At 61.6% G+C, this 15028-nt stretch carries 14 protein-coding genes; 8 read left to right on the forward strand and 6 right to left on the reverse strand.

The genetic code is table 11. The features are described from left to right. The 3 genes from UW3_RS29535 to UW3_RS0113155 all read right to left on the reverse strand — a co-directional run. Positions 1–1575 (reverse strand): FAD-binding oxidoreductase (locus tag UW3_RS29535; protein WP_010222955.1); only part of this gene is annotated, 1575 nt, incomplete at its 3' end. A 78-nt stretch (positions 1576–1653) separates the two neighbouring features. Further along, positions 1654–2799 (reverse strand): FMN-dependent L-lactate dehydrogenase LldD, encoded by a 1146-nt coding sequence (gene lldD / locus UW3_RS0113150; RefSeq protein WP_010222956.1) that lies wholly within the window; start codon positions 2797–2799, stop codon positions 1654–1656. A 68-nt stretch (positions 2800–2867) separates the two neighbouring features. Next, positions 2868–4535 (reverse strand): lactate permease LctP family transporter, encoded by a 1668-nt coding sequence (locus UW3_RS0113155; protein ID WP_010222957.1) that lies wholly within the window; start codon positions 4533–4535, stop codon positions 2868–2870. A gap of 253 nt (positions 4536–4788) precedes the next feature. Here UW3_RS0113155 and UW3_RS0113160 point away from each other — a divergent pair, with 253 nt between their 5' ends. Then, on the forward strand, positions 4789–5556 hold the full coding sequence (locus UW3_RS0113160) for an FCD domain-containing protein (protein ID WP_010222958.1): 768 nt from the start codon (positions 4789–4791) through the stop codon (positions 5554–5556). Positions 5557–5624: 68 nt separating this feature from the next. On the opposite strand, the gene smpB is transcribed toward UW3_RS0113160, so the two are convergent. Then, entirely contained in the window at positions 5625–6107 is a 483-nt protein-coding gene (gene smpB, locus UW3_RS0113165; RefSeq protein WP_010222959.1) for an SsrA-binding protein SmpB, read from the reverse strand. A gap of 161 nt (positions 6108–6268) precedes the next feature. Here smpB and UW3_RS0113170 point away from each other — a divergent pair, with 161 nt between their 5' ends. Continuing rightward, entirely contained in the window at positions 6269–6703 is a 435-nt protein-coding gene (locus UW3_RS0113170; RefSeq protein ID WP_010222960.1) for a type II toxin-antitoxin system RatA family toxin, read from the forward strand. Further along, positions 6696–7013, forward strand: a complete 318-nt coding sequence (locus UW3_RS0113175; protein WP_010222961.1) for an RnfH family protein — start codon at positions 6696–6698, stop codon at positions 7011–7013. Before UW3_RS0113170 ends, UW3_RS0113175 begins: the two co-directional genes overlap by 8 nt. Positions 7014–7069: 56 nt before the next feature. Here the strand turns inward: UW3_RS0113175 and UW3_RS0113180 are convergent, their stop codons facing one another. Then, complete coding sequence (locus tag UW3_RS0113180) at positions 7070–7594, reverse strand: outer membrane protein assembly factor BamE (protein WP_010222962.1); 525 nt, start codon at positions 7592–7594, stop codon at positions 7070–7072. Between the two features lie 97 nt (positions 7595–7691). On the opposite strand from UW3_RS0113180, the gene fur reads away from it, so the two are divergent. After that, complete coding sequence (gene fur, locus UW3_RS0113185; RefSeq protein WP_010222963.1) at positions 7692–8096, forward strand: ferric iron uptake transcriptional regulator; 405 nt, start codon at positions 7692–7694, stop codon at positions 8094–8096. A 90-nt stretch (positions 8097–8186) separates the two neighbouring features. On the opposite strand, the gene recN is transcribed toward fur, so the two are convergent. Further along, positions 8187–9860, reverse strand: a complete 1674-nt coding sequence (gene recN / locus UW3_RS0113190) for a DNA repair protein RecN (RefSeq protein WP_010222964.1) — start codon at positions 9858–9860, stop codon at positions 8187–8189. 231 nt (positions 9861–10091) lie between these two features. On the opposite strand from recN, the gene grpE reads away from it, so the two are divergent. From grpE to dapB, 4 genes are all read left to right on the forward strand, one after another. After that, a complete protein-coding gene (gene grpE, locus UW3_RS0113195) occupies positions 10092–10646 on the forward strand; it encodes a nucleotide exchange factor GrpE (RefSeq protein WP_010222965.1) in 555 nt (184 codons plus the stop codon). A 101-nt stretch (positions 10647–10747) separates the two neighbouring features. Continuing rightward, complete coding sequence (dnaK, locus tag UW3_RS0113200; protein WP_010222966.1) at positions 10748–12664, forward strand: molecular chaperone DnaK; 1917 nt, start codon at positions 10748–10750, stop codon at positions 12662–12664. Between the two features lie 210 nt (positions 12665–12874). Then, positions 12875–13999, forward strand: coding sequence for a molecular chaperone DnaJ (gene dnaJ, locus UW3_RS0113205; RefSeq protein ID WP_010222967.1), 1125 nt, complete (start codon positions 12875–12877; stop codon positions 13997–13999). Positions 14000–14012: 13 nt separating this feature from the next. Further along, positions 14013–14816 (forward strand): 4-hydroxy-tetrahydrodipicolinate reductase, encoded by an 804-nt coding sequence (gene dapB / locus UW3_RS0113210; RefSeq protein WP_010222968.1) that lies wholly within the window; start codon positions 14013–14015, stop codon positions 14814–14816. Positions 14817–15028: the final 212 nt, after the last annotated feature.

Raw genomic sequence — 15028 nt, forward strand, 5'->3', positions numbered from 1 at the left:
CTTCAGGTGGATTTGCGGGTCTTCGCTGAGCACCACATCCGGGTTGAGAATGCCATTGGGGTCGAGCAGGCGCTTGAGCTGCCACATCAACTGGTAGGCATCGCTGCCCCATTCCAGTTCGACGAAGGGCGCCATGTTGCGCCCGGTGCCGTGTTCGGCCTTGAGCGAGCCGCCGAATTCCACCGCCACCAGTTGCGCTACGTCGTCCATGAACGCCTGGTAACGCGCGACCTCTTCAGCGCTGTTAAAGCCCTGGGTGAAGACGAAGTGCAGGTTGCCTTCCAGGGCATGGCCGAACAGGATCGCCTCGTCATAGTGGTGCTTGTCGAACAGCGCAATCAGGCGATTGACGCCAATGGCCAGTTGTTCGACCGGGAAGGTCACGTCTTCGATGATCACCGTGGTGCCGGTCTTGCGCACGGCGCCGACGGCGGGGAAGGTGTCCTTGCGGATGGCCCAGAGCTTGGCGTTCTCTTTGGCGTCTTCGGTGAAGTCGACCTGCTTTTCCACCGGGAAGCTGGCCAGCGAGGCCATGATCTGCGCCAGTTGTTCGTGCAGCAGCGCCTGGGTTGCCGCCCGCGATTCGATCAGCAGCGCGCAGGCACCTTCGGACAGTTGCTGGACGAAGGCCGGCATCCCGGGCTTGTCCTGCACCGAGCGCAGGCTGCGCCGGTCGAGTAGCTCCACCGCCGATACCGGTTGGCTTTTGAGTACGGTGACGGCGTTGCAGCAGGTTTCCACATCCGGGAAGACGATCAGTGCCGAGGCTTTGTTCGGGTGATCGATCACCGTGTCGTAGGTCACGGCACTGATAAAGCCCAGGGTGCCTTCGGAGCCGACCAGCAAGTGGCTGAGGATATCCAGCGGCTGGTCGTAGTCGATCAGGGCATTGAGCGACAGGCCGGTGGTGTTCTTCAGGCGGTACTTGTGGCGAATCTTCGCTGCCAGTTCGCTGTTGGCGCGGGTTTCCCGAGCCAGGCGCGCGAGCTCATCGAGCAAGCCGGCGTGGCTGTGTTCGAAGGCGGCGACACTGGCCGGATCTTCGCTGTCCAGGCGCGTGCCGTCGGCCAGCACCAGGCGCATGCCGGCCAGGGTGTGATAGGTGTTCTGCGCGGTGCCGCAGCACATGCCGCTGGCATTGTTGGCGACGATGCCGCCGATCTTGCAGGCATTGATCGAGGCCGGGTCCGGGCCGATCTTGCGCCCGAACGGTGCCAGCCAGGCGTTGGCCTGGGCGCCGATCACCCCGGGTTGCAGGCGAATCTGCTGGCCCTGGTCGCGAATCTCGCGGCCGTTCCAGTTATCGCCGAGCACGATCAACAGTGAATCGCTGATGGCCTGGCCAGACAGGCTGGTGCCGGCGGCGCGGAAGGTTACCGGCACGCGCTCACGCTGGGCCAGCTTGAGCAGGGCGACCACTTCATCTTCGGATTCGACGCGCACCACCAGCTTGGGGATCAGCCGGTAGAAGCTGGCATCGGTGCCGAACGCCAGGGTCGAGAGCGGGTCGTCGAAACGTCGCTCGCCGGGTATCAGGCGGGCTACCGAATCGAGGAACGCGGCGGGCAGACTCATGCAATCTCCTCGTGGGGCCTTGGCGTCTGGTGCGCCGCGTGCCCCGGTCAATCAGGCGGTGATTCGAAGGCGCACCAATCAGGCACCCAGTTCGCGGACCAGCGAGTCGCGGGTGATTTCGCTGATCGATTTGGCACCTGTCAGCACCATGGCCACGCGCATTTCTTTTTCGAACAGGTCCAGCAGGTTTTTCACTCCAGCTTCGCCGGCGGTGGCCAGGGCATAGAGGAATGCGCGGCCGATCAGCACGGTGTCGGCGCCCAGGGCGATCATGCGCACTACATCCAGGCCGCTGCGGATGCCGGAGTCGGCGAGGATCTTCAGCTCGCCTTTGACCGCGTCGGCAATCGCCGGCAAGGCGCGGGCGCTGGACAGTACGCCGTCGAGCTGGCGGCCGCCGTGGTTGGAGACGACGATGCCGTCGGCGCCGAACTTCACGGCGTCCTTGGCATCTTGCGGGTCGAGGATGCCCTTGATCACCATCGGGCCTTCCCAGAAATCACGGATCCACTCAAGGTCTTTCCAGGAAATCGACGGGTCGAAGTTGGCACCCAGCCAGCCGATGTAGTCGGCCAGGCCCGTCGGGCTGCCGCGGTAGGCGGAGATATTACCCAGGTCATGGGGTTTGCCCAGCAGACCGACATCCATGGCCCACTGCGGATGGGTCATGGCCTGCCAGACCCGGCGCAGCGGTGCATTCGGGCCGCTCATGCCCGAGTGGGCATCACGGTAGCGAGCGCCGGGTACCGGCATGTCGACGGTGAACACCAGGGTGGTGACGCCAGCAGCCTTGGCGCGCTCCAGGGCGTTGCGCATAAAGCCGCGGTCCTTGAGCACATAGAGCTGGAACCACATGGGCCGGTCGATGGCGGGTGCCACTTCTTCGATCGGGCACACCGACACGGTCGACAGGGTGAACGGAATGCCTTTGGCCGCTGCCGCGCGGGCCGCCTGGACTTCGCCGCGGCGTGCATACATGCCGGTCAGGCCGACCGGCGCCAGGGCCACCGGCATGCTCAGGGTTTCGTTGAACAGTTGGGTCTCAAGGCTCAGCTCGGACATGTTCTTCAGCACGCGCTGACGCAGGGCGATACCGGCCAGGTCCTGAACGTTGTGGCGCAGCGTGTGCTCGGCATAAGCACCGCCGTCGGCGTAGTGGAACAAAAACGGCGGCAGCTTGCGTTGGGCAGCTGCGCGGTAATCGGTAGAGGCAGAAATGATCATGGGGTCTCGCAGCGTTGGTTAAAGGGGAGGCTGCCGGGCGCGCCACAACGCGCCCGGCCCCTGACACTTTAGTGAACCAGCATGCCAGTCAGCCAATAGGCCTGGATCAGGGTGATCAGGCCGACAATGGTGGCGAAGAACAGGCTGTGCTTGAGGGTGAAACGGAACAGGTCCGACTCTTTGCCGACCAGGCCGGTGGCGGCGCAGGCCACCGCGATCGATTGTGGCGAAATCATCTTGCCGGTCACGCCGCCGCTGGTGTTGGCCGCTACCAGCAAGGTGTCGTTGACCCCGATCTGGTGCGCAGTGGTGGCCTGCAGCGAGCTGAACAGGGCATTGGACGAGGTGTCGGAACCGGTCAGGAACACGCCCAGCCAGCCAAGGAATGGCGAGAAGAACGGGAATGCCGCACCCGTGCCGGCCAATACCAGCGCCATGGTCGACGACATGCCCGAGTAGTTGGTGACGAAGGCGAAGGCCAGGACCATGCCGATCGACAGGATCGGCCAGCGCAGTTCGAAGAAGGTCTCTTTCAAAGTGGTCAGACCAGTTTTGAAATTGATCTTCAGCACCAGCATCGAGATCAGCGCCGAGAAGAAGATCGCGGTACCGGTGGCGGAAATCGGGTCGAGCTTGAACACCGCCGGGATCGCCGTCGGGGTGGCAACGATCGGTGCGGACTTGATCACCAGTTGATCAAGGTGCGGGATGGCGAAGTTGAACACCCAGCTGTACATCGAACCGCCAGCAGCGAAGGCGGCCTTGAATGGCTTGAGGGTCCAGATGGTGACCAGCACGGTGAGGATCAGGAACGGCGACCAGGCCTTGAAGATCTCGCCGAAGCTGTACGGCGAAGGCTGGCTGCCGCCGCCCTGGACCACGGCGGCGCCAACGCTGCCGGTGGCGCTGGCGAACGAGCGCTTGGGCTGCCAGACCTTGAGGAACAGGGTCAGGGAAATCAGGCTGGCCAAGGCCGAGGTGATGTCCGGCAGTTCCGGGCCGATGAAGTTCGAGGTGAAGTACTGGGTCACGGCAAAGCTCAGGCCGGCCACCAGGGCGGCAGGCCAGGTCTCTTTGACGCCGCGCAGGCCGTCCATCATGAACACCAGCCAGAACGGTACGAACAGCGACAGCAGTGGCAGCTGGCGGCCGGTCATGGCGCCGATCTTGAACGCATCGATACCGGTAACCTGGCCGGCCACGATGATCGGGATGCCCAGGGCGCCGAAGGCTACTGGTGCGGTGTTGGCGATCAGGCACAAGCCGGCCGCGTACAGCGGGTTGAAACCCAGGCCAACCAGCAGGGCGGCGGTGATCGCCACCGGTGCGCCGAAGCCTGCCGCACCTTCGAGGAAGGCACCGAAGCAGAAACCGATCAGCAGCACCTGCAGGCGCTGGTCATCGGTGATCGACAGTACCGAGCTGCGGATCACTTCGAACTGGCCGCTCTTGACCGTCAATTTGTACAGGAATACGGCGGCGACAATGATCCAGGCAATCGGCCACAGGCCATAGGCAAAGCCGTATCCGGCGGCGGCAAGCGCCATGTCGGCAGGCATCTGGAAAGCAAAGATCGCCACCAGGATCGACAGGCCCAGCGTGATGCTGCCGGCCACATGACCCTTGAGGCGGAACACCGCCAGCGCGAGGAAGAAGAACACGATCGGGATGACTGCCGCGAGCGCGGACAGGCCAAGACTACCAAGCGGACTGTAAAGCTGTTGCCAGGTTTGCATATGGGGTGGCCCCTAATTGTTGTTGGTCAGCACTGGCATTGGATAATTGGTAAGACCAATTTACAATGTCGAGGCGCTAGGTTAAAAGCCTCGCTGCGGCTGTGTCAATTTGTCCCAGGAAAACTTTCGTCGGATGCGCAATGAATCGGGCGCCTGAACGGCAGGGAAATTTGCCAACTGATGGGTGCCGGCGGGATGCGGATGCGCCAGAATAGACAGCCCCGAACGCAATCGGGATTGTGGAGAGCATGTGATGGTTTTTGATCAGGTCCGCCAACGCCGTTTGTCCGACGATATCGTCGAACGGCTGGAAGGGATGATTCTCGAAGGCACCTTGACGGCCGGTCAGCGCCTGCCTGCCGAGCGGGTGCTGGCCGAGCAGTTCGGCGTGTCACGACCGTCGTTGCGCGAAGCGATCCAGAAGCTGGTGGCCAAAGGCTTGTTGGTCAGCCGCCAGGGCGGTGGCAACTATGTGGCCGAATCGCTCGGCTCAACCTTCAGCGACCCACTGTTGCAGTTGCTTGAAAGCAACCCCGAAGCACAGCGCGACTTGCTGGAGTTCCGGCATACCCTGGAGGCATCGTGCGCCTATTATGCGGCGATCCGCGCCACTGAGCCGGATCGTCAGCGGCTCAAGGCGGCGTTCGATACCCTGCAGGACTGCTACGCCCGTGCCGATGAAGTGGACCGGGCCGAGGAGGGCGCGGCCGATGCGCGCTTCCACCTGGCGATCGCCGAGGCCAGCCATAATGCGGTGCTGCTGCACACCATTCGTGGTCTGTTCGACCTGCTCAAGCGCAACGTGGTGACCAACATCGGCGGCATGTACAAACAGCGCAGCGAAACCCGCGACATGCTCATCAGCCAGCACCGCGAGCTGTACCTGGCGATTGTCGAAGGGCGTGCGGAGGATGCACGCGAAGTCTCCAGCCGGCACATCACCTATGTGCAGGAAGTGCTCGATGAAGTGCGTCAGGAAGTCCAGCGGGTGGCGCGGGCGGAGCGGCGTAGCGGGCGTTAGCGGTCACGGGGCAGCGCCGCTCCTGCAGGAGCGGGCTTACCCCGCGATAAAGGCGCTTCAGGCTGGAATCAGTCTTCCTTGCCCTTGTTACGCACCGCGCGCTGCAATTCGCGGTCGGAATCACGCTCGCGCTGGGTGTCGCGCTTGTCGTATTCCTTCTTGCCCTTGCCCAGTGCGATTTCGCACTTGATCAAGTGCTTGCTCCAATAGATCGACAAGGCCACGCAGGTGTAGCCTTTTTGCTGGACGGCCGCATGCAGGCGCTCCAGCTCACGACGGTTGAGCAGCAGTTTACGGGTACGTGTCGGGTCGGCGATGACGTGAGTACTGGCGGCTGTCAGCGGCGTGATATGGCTGCCCATCAGCCAGGCCTCGCCATCCTTGAGCACCACGTAACTGTCGGTCAGGTGCGCCTTGCCGGCACGCAGACTTTTTACTTCCCAACCGGACAGGACCAATCCGGCCTCGAACTTGTGTTCGATGAAGTAATCGTGACGCGCCTTTTTATTCTGCGCGATAGTCCCTGTCGGATGTTTCTTTTGGTTAGCCATAGGGGCGGCATTATAGGCAGTCGCCGCGCTGTCGGCTACGGGGTAGCAGTGTGCTTGAGCCGTTGCCGTGAATCCCGGACAATGCGCGCTCTTGATGCGCTCGATGGCGCCCCTCGGCATTCTGGTTGTGTTTGCCGCCCAGCTTTGGAATTGACCCCTGGATGACTACCCATATTCAACGTTCGGCCCTGCTGCCATATCCCGCCCAGGCCCTGTACGACCTGGTCAATGATGTAGCGCGCTACCCGGAATTCCTGCCCTGGTGTTCGTCCAGCACCGTGATGGAAGAAAGCGACACGCACATGCGCGCGCGCCTGGAGGTCGCCAAGGGGGGGATGAGCCAGCAGTTTGTAACCAGCAATGTGCTGGTGCCGGGCCAGTCCATTGAAATGAACCTTGAAGAAGGGCCTTTTACCCAGTTGCATGGTGTCTGGGTATTCAAGCCGCTGGGCGAGAAAGCCTGCAAGATCAGCCTTGACCTGTCGTTCGATTATGCCGGGCCACTGGTCCGTGCCACCTTGGGGCCATTGTTCAACCAGGCGGCCAACACCCTGGTCGATGCCTTCTGTCAGCGTGCCAAGCAGCTTCATGTCTGAAGCCTTGCTAGCGGTCGAAGTGGTGTATGCCCAGGCCGAGCGGCAGGTGCTGCTCACTCTTGAGGTGCCGACGGGTACGACGCTTACTGAGGCGGTAAAACTCTCGGGAATCGCCGCGCATTTTCCCGAGGCTGATATTCAAGCCTGCCCGATCGGTATCTTTGGCCGGGTGATCGCTAACCCTGAAGAGCAAAAGGTCGAGGCGGGTGATCGCATCGAGATCTACCGGCCATTGCTGGTGGATCCCAAGGAGGTGCGCAAGCAGCGCGCCGCCAAGGTCGCCAGGGTATTCAAGAAAGCCAAACGCTGAATTACAGGTAAGAAAAAGCCCGGACTGATCCGGGCTTTTTTATACGCGCTGCAGGCTTACTGCGGCGAGGTGTCCAGTGGTTCTGGCACCGGTACCGGGATCACTTCGATGGTGTCCACGTCTTTCTGGATGGTGGCTTCCAGCGAGCCTGGCTTGGCAGGTTTTTCCTGCGCTGCGGGTTCGGTGCTGCCGGTCGGGCTAACCGTGGTATCGCCGCTGCCACCGAGGATTTCCTGGTCGCGGCTGACACCCGGCATGAAGTCGCCGGACAGGCTGGCGAGCTGATCGTTCTCGTTGAAGAAGATGCTCATGCGCTCCTGTTGGCGCTCACCGCCGCCAGGCTGCAGGCTGTACAGGTAATCCCAGCGATTGGTGTGGAAGGTATCCTGGATCAGCGGATTACCCATGATAAACCTTACTTGCCGACGGGTCATTCCGGGGCGCAATTGGTCTATCATGTCTTGCGTGACGACATTGCCCTGCTGGATGTCGATTTTGTAAACCCCGGGGAACGAGCAACCGGCGAGTGCGAGCAGTCCCACGAGGGTGAGGCTGGTTAGCAAGAGCTTGGTGTTTTGCATCGGTGGGCGACTTCCACTATCTTGGCTGGACAACGTAAACCCCGATCATACCCGTATTCAGAGAAGCTGCGAAGCAGCATCGGCGAGAAAGCTGACCATGGTTGAAAATAGCGAACTGCGCAAAGCCGGTCTCAAGGTGACACTGCCTCGAGTGAAAATTCTACAGATGCTCGACTCTACCGAGCAGCGTCACATGAGTGCTGAGGATGTCTACAAGGCGCTGATGGAGGCAGGCGAGGACGTCGGTCTGGCCACGGTTTACCGTGTTCTGACCCAGTTCGAAGCCGCTGGCCTGGTCGTGCGCCATAACTTCGATGGCGGTCACGCCGTGTTCGAGCTGGCTGACGGTGGTCACCACGATCACATGGTCGTAGTCGACTCCGGCGAAGTCATCGAGTTTTTTGACGCTGAAATCGAGAAGCGCCAGAAGCAAATCGTGGAAGAGCACGGCTTCGAGCTGGTTGACCACAATCTGGTTCTGTACGTACGCAAAAAGAAGTAAGCAATTATTACATTGCTGCATAAGTACTGAAGGCGACCCTGGGGTCGCCTTCGTGCTTTCTGGTGGCTTGCTTTATATAGCTGCGCGCGCTCAGGCCTTGCTGGTAACCACCATCTTGCGTGCGTGGGCCAGGGATTCCTTGGTCAGGTCGATGCCACCGAGCATGCGTGCGACCTCTTCTACACGCTCGCGCTTGCCCAGGTTGGCCACGGCGGTATGGGTGGCATCGCTGTCACGTACTTTATGCACGAACAGGTGATGGTGGCCCTGGGCAGCGACCTGCGGCAGGTGGGTTACGGTCAGCACCTGGCCGCGCTCGCCCAGGCGGCGTAGCAATTGACCGACGATCTCTGCCGTTGGCCCGCCGATACCCACGTCGACTTCGTCGAACACCAGGGTCGGGATACGCGAGGTCTGTGCGGTGATCACCTGGATCGCCAGGCTGATCCGCGACAGCTCGCCACCGGAAGCAACCTTGGCCAGGGCCTTGAGCGGCTGCCCGGGGTTGGCGCTGACCAGCAGCTCGACCTGTTCCAGGCCCTGGGGTTGCAGTTCGTCGCTGCTGTTGGCGCGCAACTCGATGCTGAAGCGGCCACCCGGCATGCCCAGGCGCTGGATTTCCTGCTCCACCGCACTGGCCAGCTGGCTGGCGGCGTGCTGGCGCAAGGCGCTCAGTTCGCCAGCCTTGTCCTGGTAATGGCGGGCATAGGCGGCCAGTTCTTCCCCCAGGCGCTCGATCGATTCGTCGTTGGCGTTGAGGTTTTCCAGCTCTTCCATCAAGCGCTGCTGCAGGCTGGCCAGCTCGGTGGGGTGCACCCGGTGCTTGCGAGCAAGGGTATAAATAGTATCGAGGCGCTCTTCGAGCTGTTGCAGGCGCGCCGGGTCGGCATCGAAGTTGTCGAGGAAGCGGTTCAGCTCACCGACGGCTTCCTCGACCTGGATCTGTGCGCTGGCGATCATGCTGGCGGCTTCACCCAGGGCCCTGGGCGCGTTGTGCACGGCGGTCAGGCGGTTGAGGCTGGCAGTCAGGGCGTTGAGGACGTTGCCCGAATCGTTTTCGCTGCAGTGGTCGATGACCTGGCGGCAGATGCCGAACAACGCTTCGGCATTGGTCAGGTTCTTGTGTTCCTGCTCCAGCAGCTCCAGTTCGTTTTCACCCAGGCCGAGGTTGTCCAGTTCTTCGAGCTGGTAGCTGAGCAACTGGTGCTGCGCGCGCTGCTCATCGCCGGAGTTGGACAGCCGTTCCAGCTCCTGGCGGGTCTGGCGCCAGCGCTGGGCCGCCAGCTGTACCTGGCGGGCCAGGTCGGTGGCGCCGGCGTATTCGTCGAGCAGGCGGCGGTGGGTGTCGGTTTTCAGCAGCGACTGGTGCTCATGCTGGCTGTGGATGTCGATAAGCAGCTCGCCCAGGGCCTTGAGGTCGCCGAGCGGGCAGGGCGTGCCGTTGATGTAGCCACGGCTGCGGCCTTCGGCGGTGATCACCCGGCGCAGGATGCACGGGCCGTCGCTGTCGAGGTCGCGCTCGGCCAGCCAGGTGCGCGCCTCGGGGATGTCTTCCAGGTCGAAGGTGGCGAGGATGTCGGCCTTGTCGGCCCCGGGGCGCACCACGCCGCTGTCGGCGCGATCGCCCAGGGTCAGGCCCAGGGCGTCGAGCATGATCGATTTGCCGGCCCCGGTTTCACCGGTGATGACGCTCATCCCGCGGGCGAGCTCGAGGTCCAGGTGTTCGACGATGGCGTAGTTGTGTACGGACAGGTGCACCAGCATTGGGGCGGCTCCCAGGCGTTAGGTCTGGTTATTTATACAGTGTTTTCAAATCCGCTGACAATGCTGATGTTTAGTTCGATTTGGTTATCAGGGCGCGGTTCTGATTGCGCTGGGTTATGAGCGAATGTGAGCAAGCTGTCTTGAAGGCCCTTGAACCTGGATTTTGCGACCCCATATAGCCGGCAGAAGCGCGAGTCATGCTCGCAGACCTTATTCGAGAGGAGAGATTTTATGGCTGACGAACAGCTGGATGAACAGAATCTGAACGCCGAAGCGACTGGCGACCAAGAGCTGAGCGCCCGCGTGCAGGTGCTCGAAGAGCAGCTGGCGGCGGCCCAGGATCAATCCCTGCGCACCGCCGCCGACCTGCAGAACGTGCGCCGCCGCGCCGAGCAGGACGTAGAAAAGGCGCACAAGTTCGCCCTGGAAAAATTCGCCGGTGACCTGCTGCCGGTCATCGACAGCCTCGAGCGCGGCCTGGAGCTGTCCAGCGCGGACGACGAGAGCATTCGCCCGATGCGTGAAGGCATCGAGCTGACCCTGAAAATGTTCCACGACACCCTCAAGCGCTACAACCTCGAGGCCATTGACCCGCACGGCGAACCGTTCAATGCCGAGCACCATCAGGCGATGGCCATGCAGGAAAGCGCCGAAGTCGAGCCCAACAGCGTGCTCAAGGTGTTCCAGAAGGGCTACCAGCTCAACGGTCGCCTGCTGCGCCCGGCCATGGTCGTGGTCAGCAAGGCCCCGGCAGCGGTTACGCCGTCGATTGACGAGCAGGCTTGAAATCGTTTCCGGCGCCCCCATCTAGGTGTCAAGCATTCAAGTATTACCGCAGTTAGCCACCACTGCTGCGGCAACCAAATTCAAGTTTCGGGAGAGTTAACATGGGTAAAATCATCGGTATCGACCTGGGGACCACCAACTCCTGCGTCTCCATTCTGGAAAACGGCAACGTCAAGGTCATCGAGAACGCCGAAGGCGCTCGTACCACGCCGTCGATCATCGCCTACGCCAACGATGGCGAAATCCTGGTTGGCCAGTCGGCCAAGCGCCAGGCGGTCACCAACCCGCACAACACCCTGTACGCGGTCAAGCGTCTGATCGGTCGTCGCTTCGAAGAAGAAGTGGTGCAGAAAGACATCCAGATGGTTCCGTACAAAATCGTCAAGGCTGACAACAGCGACGCCTGGGTTGAAGTGAACGGCCAGAAAATGGCACCGCCACAAATCTCGGCTGAAATCCTGAAAAAGATGAAGAAAACCGCCGAAGACTACCTCGGCGAGCCAGTGACCGAAGCGGTGATCACCGTTCCGGCCTACTTCAACGACAGCCAGCGTCAGGCCACCAAAGACGCCGGCCGCATCGCCGGCCTGGACGTCAAGCGGATCATCAACGAACCAACCGCGGCTGCCCTGGCCTACGGCATGGACAAGGCCAAGGGCGATCACACCGTGATCGTTTATGACCTGGGTGGCGGTACCTTCGACGTTTCGGTCATCGAAATCGCCGAAGTCGATGGCGAGCATCAGTTCGAAGTGCTGGCCACCAACGGCGACACCTTCCTCGGTGGTGAAGACTTCGACATCCGCCTGATCGACTACCTCGTCGACGAGTTCAAGAAAGAAAGCGGCATGAACCTCAAAGGTGACCCGCTGGCCATGCAGCGCCTGAAAGAAGCCGCTGAAAAGGCCAAGATCGAGCTGTCCTCGAGTCAGCAGACCGACGTCAACCTGCCGTACATCACTGCAGACGCTACCGGTCCTAAGCACCTGAACGTGAAGATCTCCCGCGCCAAGCTGGAATCGCTGGTAGAAGACCTGGTTCAGCGCACCATCGAGCCATGCCGCATCGCCATGAAAGACGCCGGTATCGACGTCAGCAAGATCGACGACGTGATCCTGGTCGGCGGTCAGACCCGTATGCCGCTGGTGCAAAAAGCTGTTACCGACTTCTTCGGTAAAGAAGCCCGTAAAGACGTTAACCCGGACGAAGCGGTTGCCATGGGTGCTGCGATCCAGGGTGCGGTACTGGCCGGTGACGTCAAAGACGTACTGCTGCTGGACGTCAGTCCGCTGACCCTGGGTATCGAAACCATGGGTGGCGTGATGACCGCGCTGATCGAGAAGAACACCACTATCCCGACCAAAAAGTCGCAAGTGTTCTCGACTGCCGATGACAACCAGGGCGCCGTGACCATTCACGTGCTGCAAGGTGAGCGCAAGCAGGCAGCACAGAACAAGTCCCTGGGCAAGTTCGACCTGGCCGACATTCCACCAGCACCACGTGGCGTGCCGCAGATCGAAGTGACCTTTGACATCGACGCCAACGGCATTCTGCACGTAGGCGCCAAGGACAAGGCTACTGGCAAGACCCAGTCGATCGTGATCAAGGCCAACTCCGGCCTGTCTGATGAAGAAATTCAACAGATGATCCGCGACGCTGAAGCGAACTCGGAAGAAGACCGCAAGTTCGAAGAGCTGGCCACTGCCCGTAACCAGGGTGATGCACTGGTTCACTCGACTCGCAAGATGGTCGCTGACGCCGGTGACAAGGTTACTGCCGACGAGAAGACTGCGATCGAAGCTGCCGTGGTTGCCCTGGAGGCCGCCATCAAGGGCGACGACAAGGCTGCCATCGACGCCAAGGTCGAAGAGCTGTCGAAGGTTTCGGCTCCGGTTGCCCAGAAGATGTACGCCGAGCAGTCGGCTGAACAGCCTAAGGGCGGCGCTCAGCAGGCCGAGCCGGAAGCCAAGCATGACGACGTTGTCGATGCTGAGTTCGAAGAAGTCAAAGACAAGTAATTGCTACAGGTTGTCGGCCAATTGACTGTTTTTTGATGGTTGGCTGGTAGGATGTCGCCGCGCGGGGGCTTGCTCCCGCGTTGGCGTGTCTGCAATACCCGAATTTTTACAGCATCTGTCAGCCGCCCGGAGGGTGGGTGAGGCGGGTGCTGGCGGCACAGCGCGGAATGCGCAGAGGTTTGCCGAACGTCCTCAAGAGTGCAAAGACTTATGGCAAAGCGTGACTATTACGAAGTTCTGGGAGTTGAGCGCGGCTCCAGTGAAGCGGATCTGAAGAAAGCCTACCGCCGTCTGGCGATGAAGCATCACCCGGACCGTAATCCTGATGACAAAGCGTCGGAAGAGAAATTCAAGGAAGCCAACGAGGCTTACGAAGTGCTCTCCGATGCCAGCAAGCGTGCGGCCTATGACCAGTATGGTCATGCCGGCGTGGATCCGAGCATGGGTGGCGGCGGTGCCGGTTTCGGCGGCGCGAACTTCTCGGATATCTTCGGTGATGTGTTCAGCGATTTCTTCGGCGGCGGCCGTGGTGGTTCGCGTGGTGGCGCCCAGCGTGGCAGCGACTTGCGTTACACCCTGGAGCTGAACCTGGAAGAAGCCGTGCGCGGTACCACGGTCAACATCCGTGTGCCGACGCTGGTCAACTGCAAGCCGTGTGACGGTTCCGGGGCCAAGAAAGGCTCGTCGCCTTCGACCTGCCCGACCTGTGGCGGTATTGGCCAGGTGCGCATGCAGCAGGGCTTCTTCTCGGTCCAGCAGACCTGCCCGCGTTGCCACGGCCAGGGCAAGGTCATCACCGATCCGTGTGATTCGTGCCACGGCGAAGGCCGCATCGAAGAGTACAAGACGCTTTCGGTCAAAGTCCCGGCTGGCGTCGATACCGGCGACCGTATTCGTCTGTCCGGCGAAGGCGAGGCTGGTTCCCAGGGTGGCCCGACTGGCGACCTGTACGTTGTGATCAACGTGCGTGAACACTCGATTTTCCAGCGCGACGGCAAGCATCTGTACTGTGAAGTGCCGATCAGCTACACCGATGCCGCCTTGGGTGGCGAGCTGGAAGTGCCGACCCTTGATGGTCGGGTCAAGCTGAAAATCCCGGAAGGCACCCAGACCGGCAAGCAATTCCGTCTGCGTGGCAAGGGTGTGGCGCCGGTTCGCGGTGGTGGTGCCGGTGACCTGATGTGCCGGGTCGCGGTGGAAACCCCGGTCAACCTCAGCCGTCGTCAGCGCGAGCTGCTCGAAGAGCTGCGTGATTCGCTGGAAGGCGACAGTTCCCATTCGCCGAAAGCCAATGGCTGGTTCGAAGGCGTGAAGCGCTTCTTCGGCGATCTGTAAGAAGGAGTAGGGCATGCGACGTATAGCGGTAATGGGCGCGGCAGGGCGCATGGGCAAGACCCTGATCGAAGCTGTGCAGCAAGCCCCGGGTGCCGGTTTGACCGCGGCGATCGATCGCCCGGACAGCTCGCTGGTCGGCGCCGATGCTGGTGAGCTGGCGGCGCTGGGCCGGATTGGCGTGCTGCTGTCCGACGACCTGGCCAAGGTCGCCGACGAGTTCGACGTGCTGATCGACTTCACTCACCCGTCGGTGACCCTGAAGAACCTGGCGTTCTGCCGCAAGGCAGGCAAGGCGATGATCATCGGCACCACCGGTTTCTCTGCTGAAGAGAAGCAGTTGCTGGTCGAGGCGGGCAAGGACATTCCGATCGTCTTCGCCGCCAACTTCAGCGTTGGCGTCAACCTCAGCCTGAAGCTGCTGGACATGGCTGCGCGGGTGCTGGGCGATGACGTGGATATCGAGATCATCGAGGCTCACCACCGGCACAAGGTCGATGCGCCGTCGGGTACCGCGCTGCGCATGGGTGAAGTGGTTGCCAATGCGCTGGGTCGTGACCTGCGGGAAGTGGCGGTGTATGGCCGTGAAGGCCAGACCGGTGCGCGTGATCGCCAGACCATCGGCTTCGCCACCGTGCGTGCTGGCGATGTGGTCGGTGATCACACCGTGCTGTTCGCTGCTGAAGGTGAGCGCCTGGAGATCACCCACAAGGCCTCCAGCCGCATGACCTTCGCCAGGGGTGCGGTACGTGCCGCCCTGTGGCTGGACGGGCGCGAGCCTGGCCTGTACGACATGCAGGACGTGCTCGACCTGCGTTGATCGCTGTTCAGGGGCCGCTGCGCGGCCCATCGCTGGCAAGGCCAGCTCCCACGGGAATTGCGCCATGGCTGCAATTCCTGAGTCTCAGTGGCTCCTGTGGGAGCTGGCTTGCCAGCGATGCTTTTCCATTCCCGCGACGCCCTGTCGCATTCCTGCGCCTTTCAGGCACTTAAGTGGTAGACCAAAAAAGCGTTTTTCTGTAAGCTACAGCT

This window comes from Pseudomonas donghuensis (assembly GCF_000259195.1).
GTDB classification, from domain to species: domain Bacteria; phylum Pseudomonadota; class Gammaproteobacteria; order Pseudomonadales; family Pseudomonadaceae; genus Aquipseudomonas; species Aquipseudomonas donghuensis.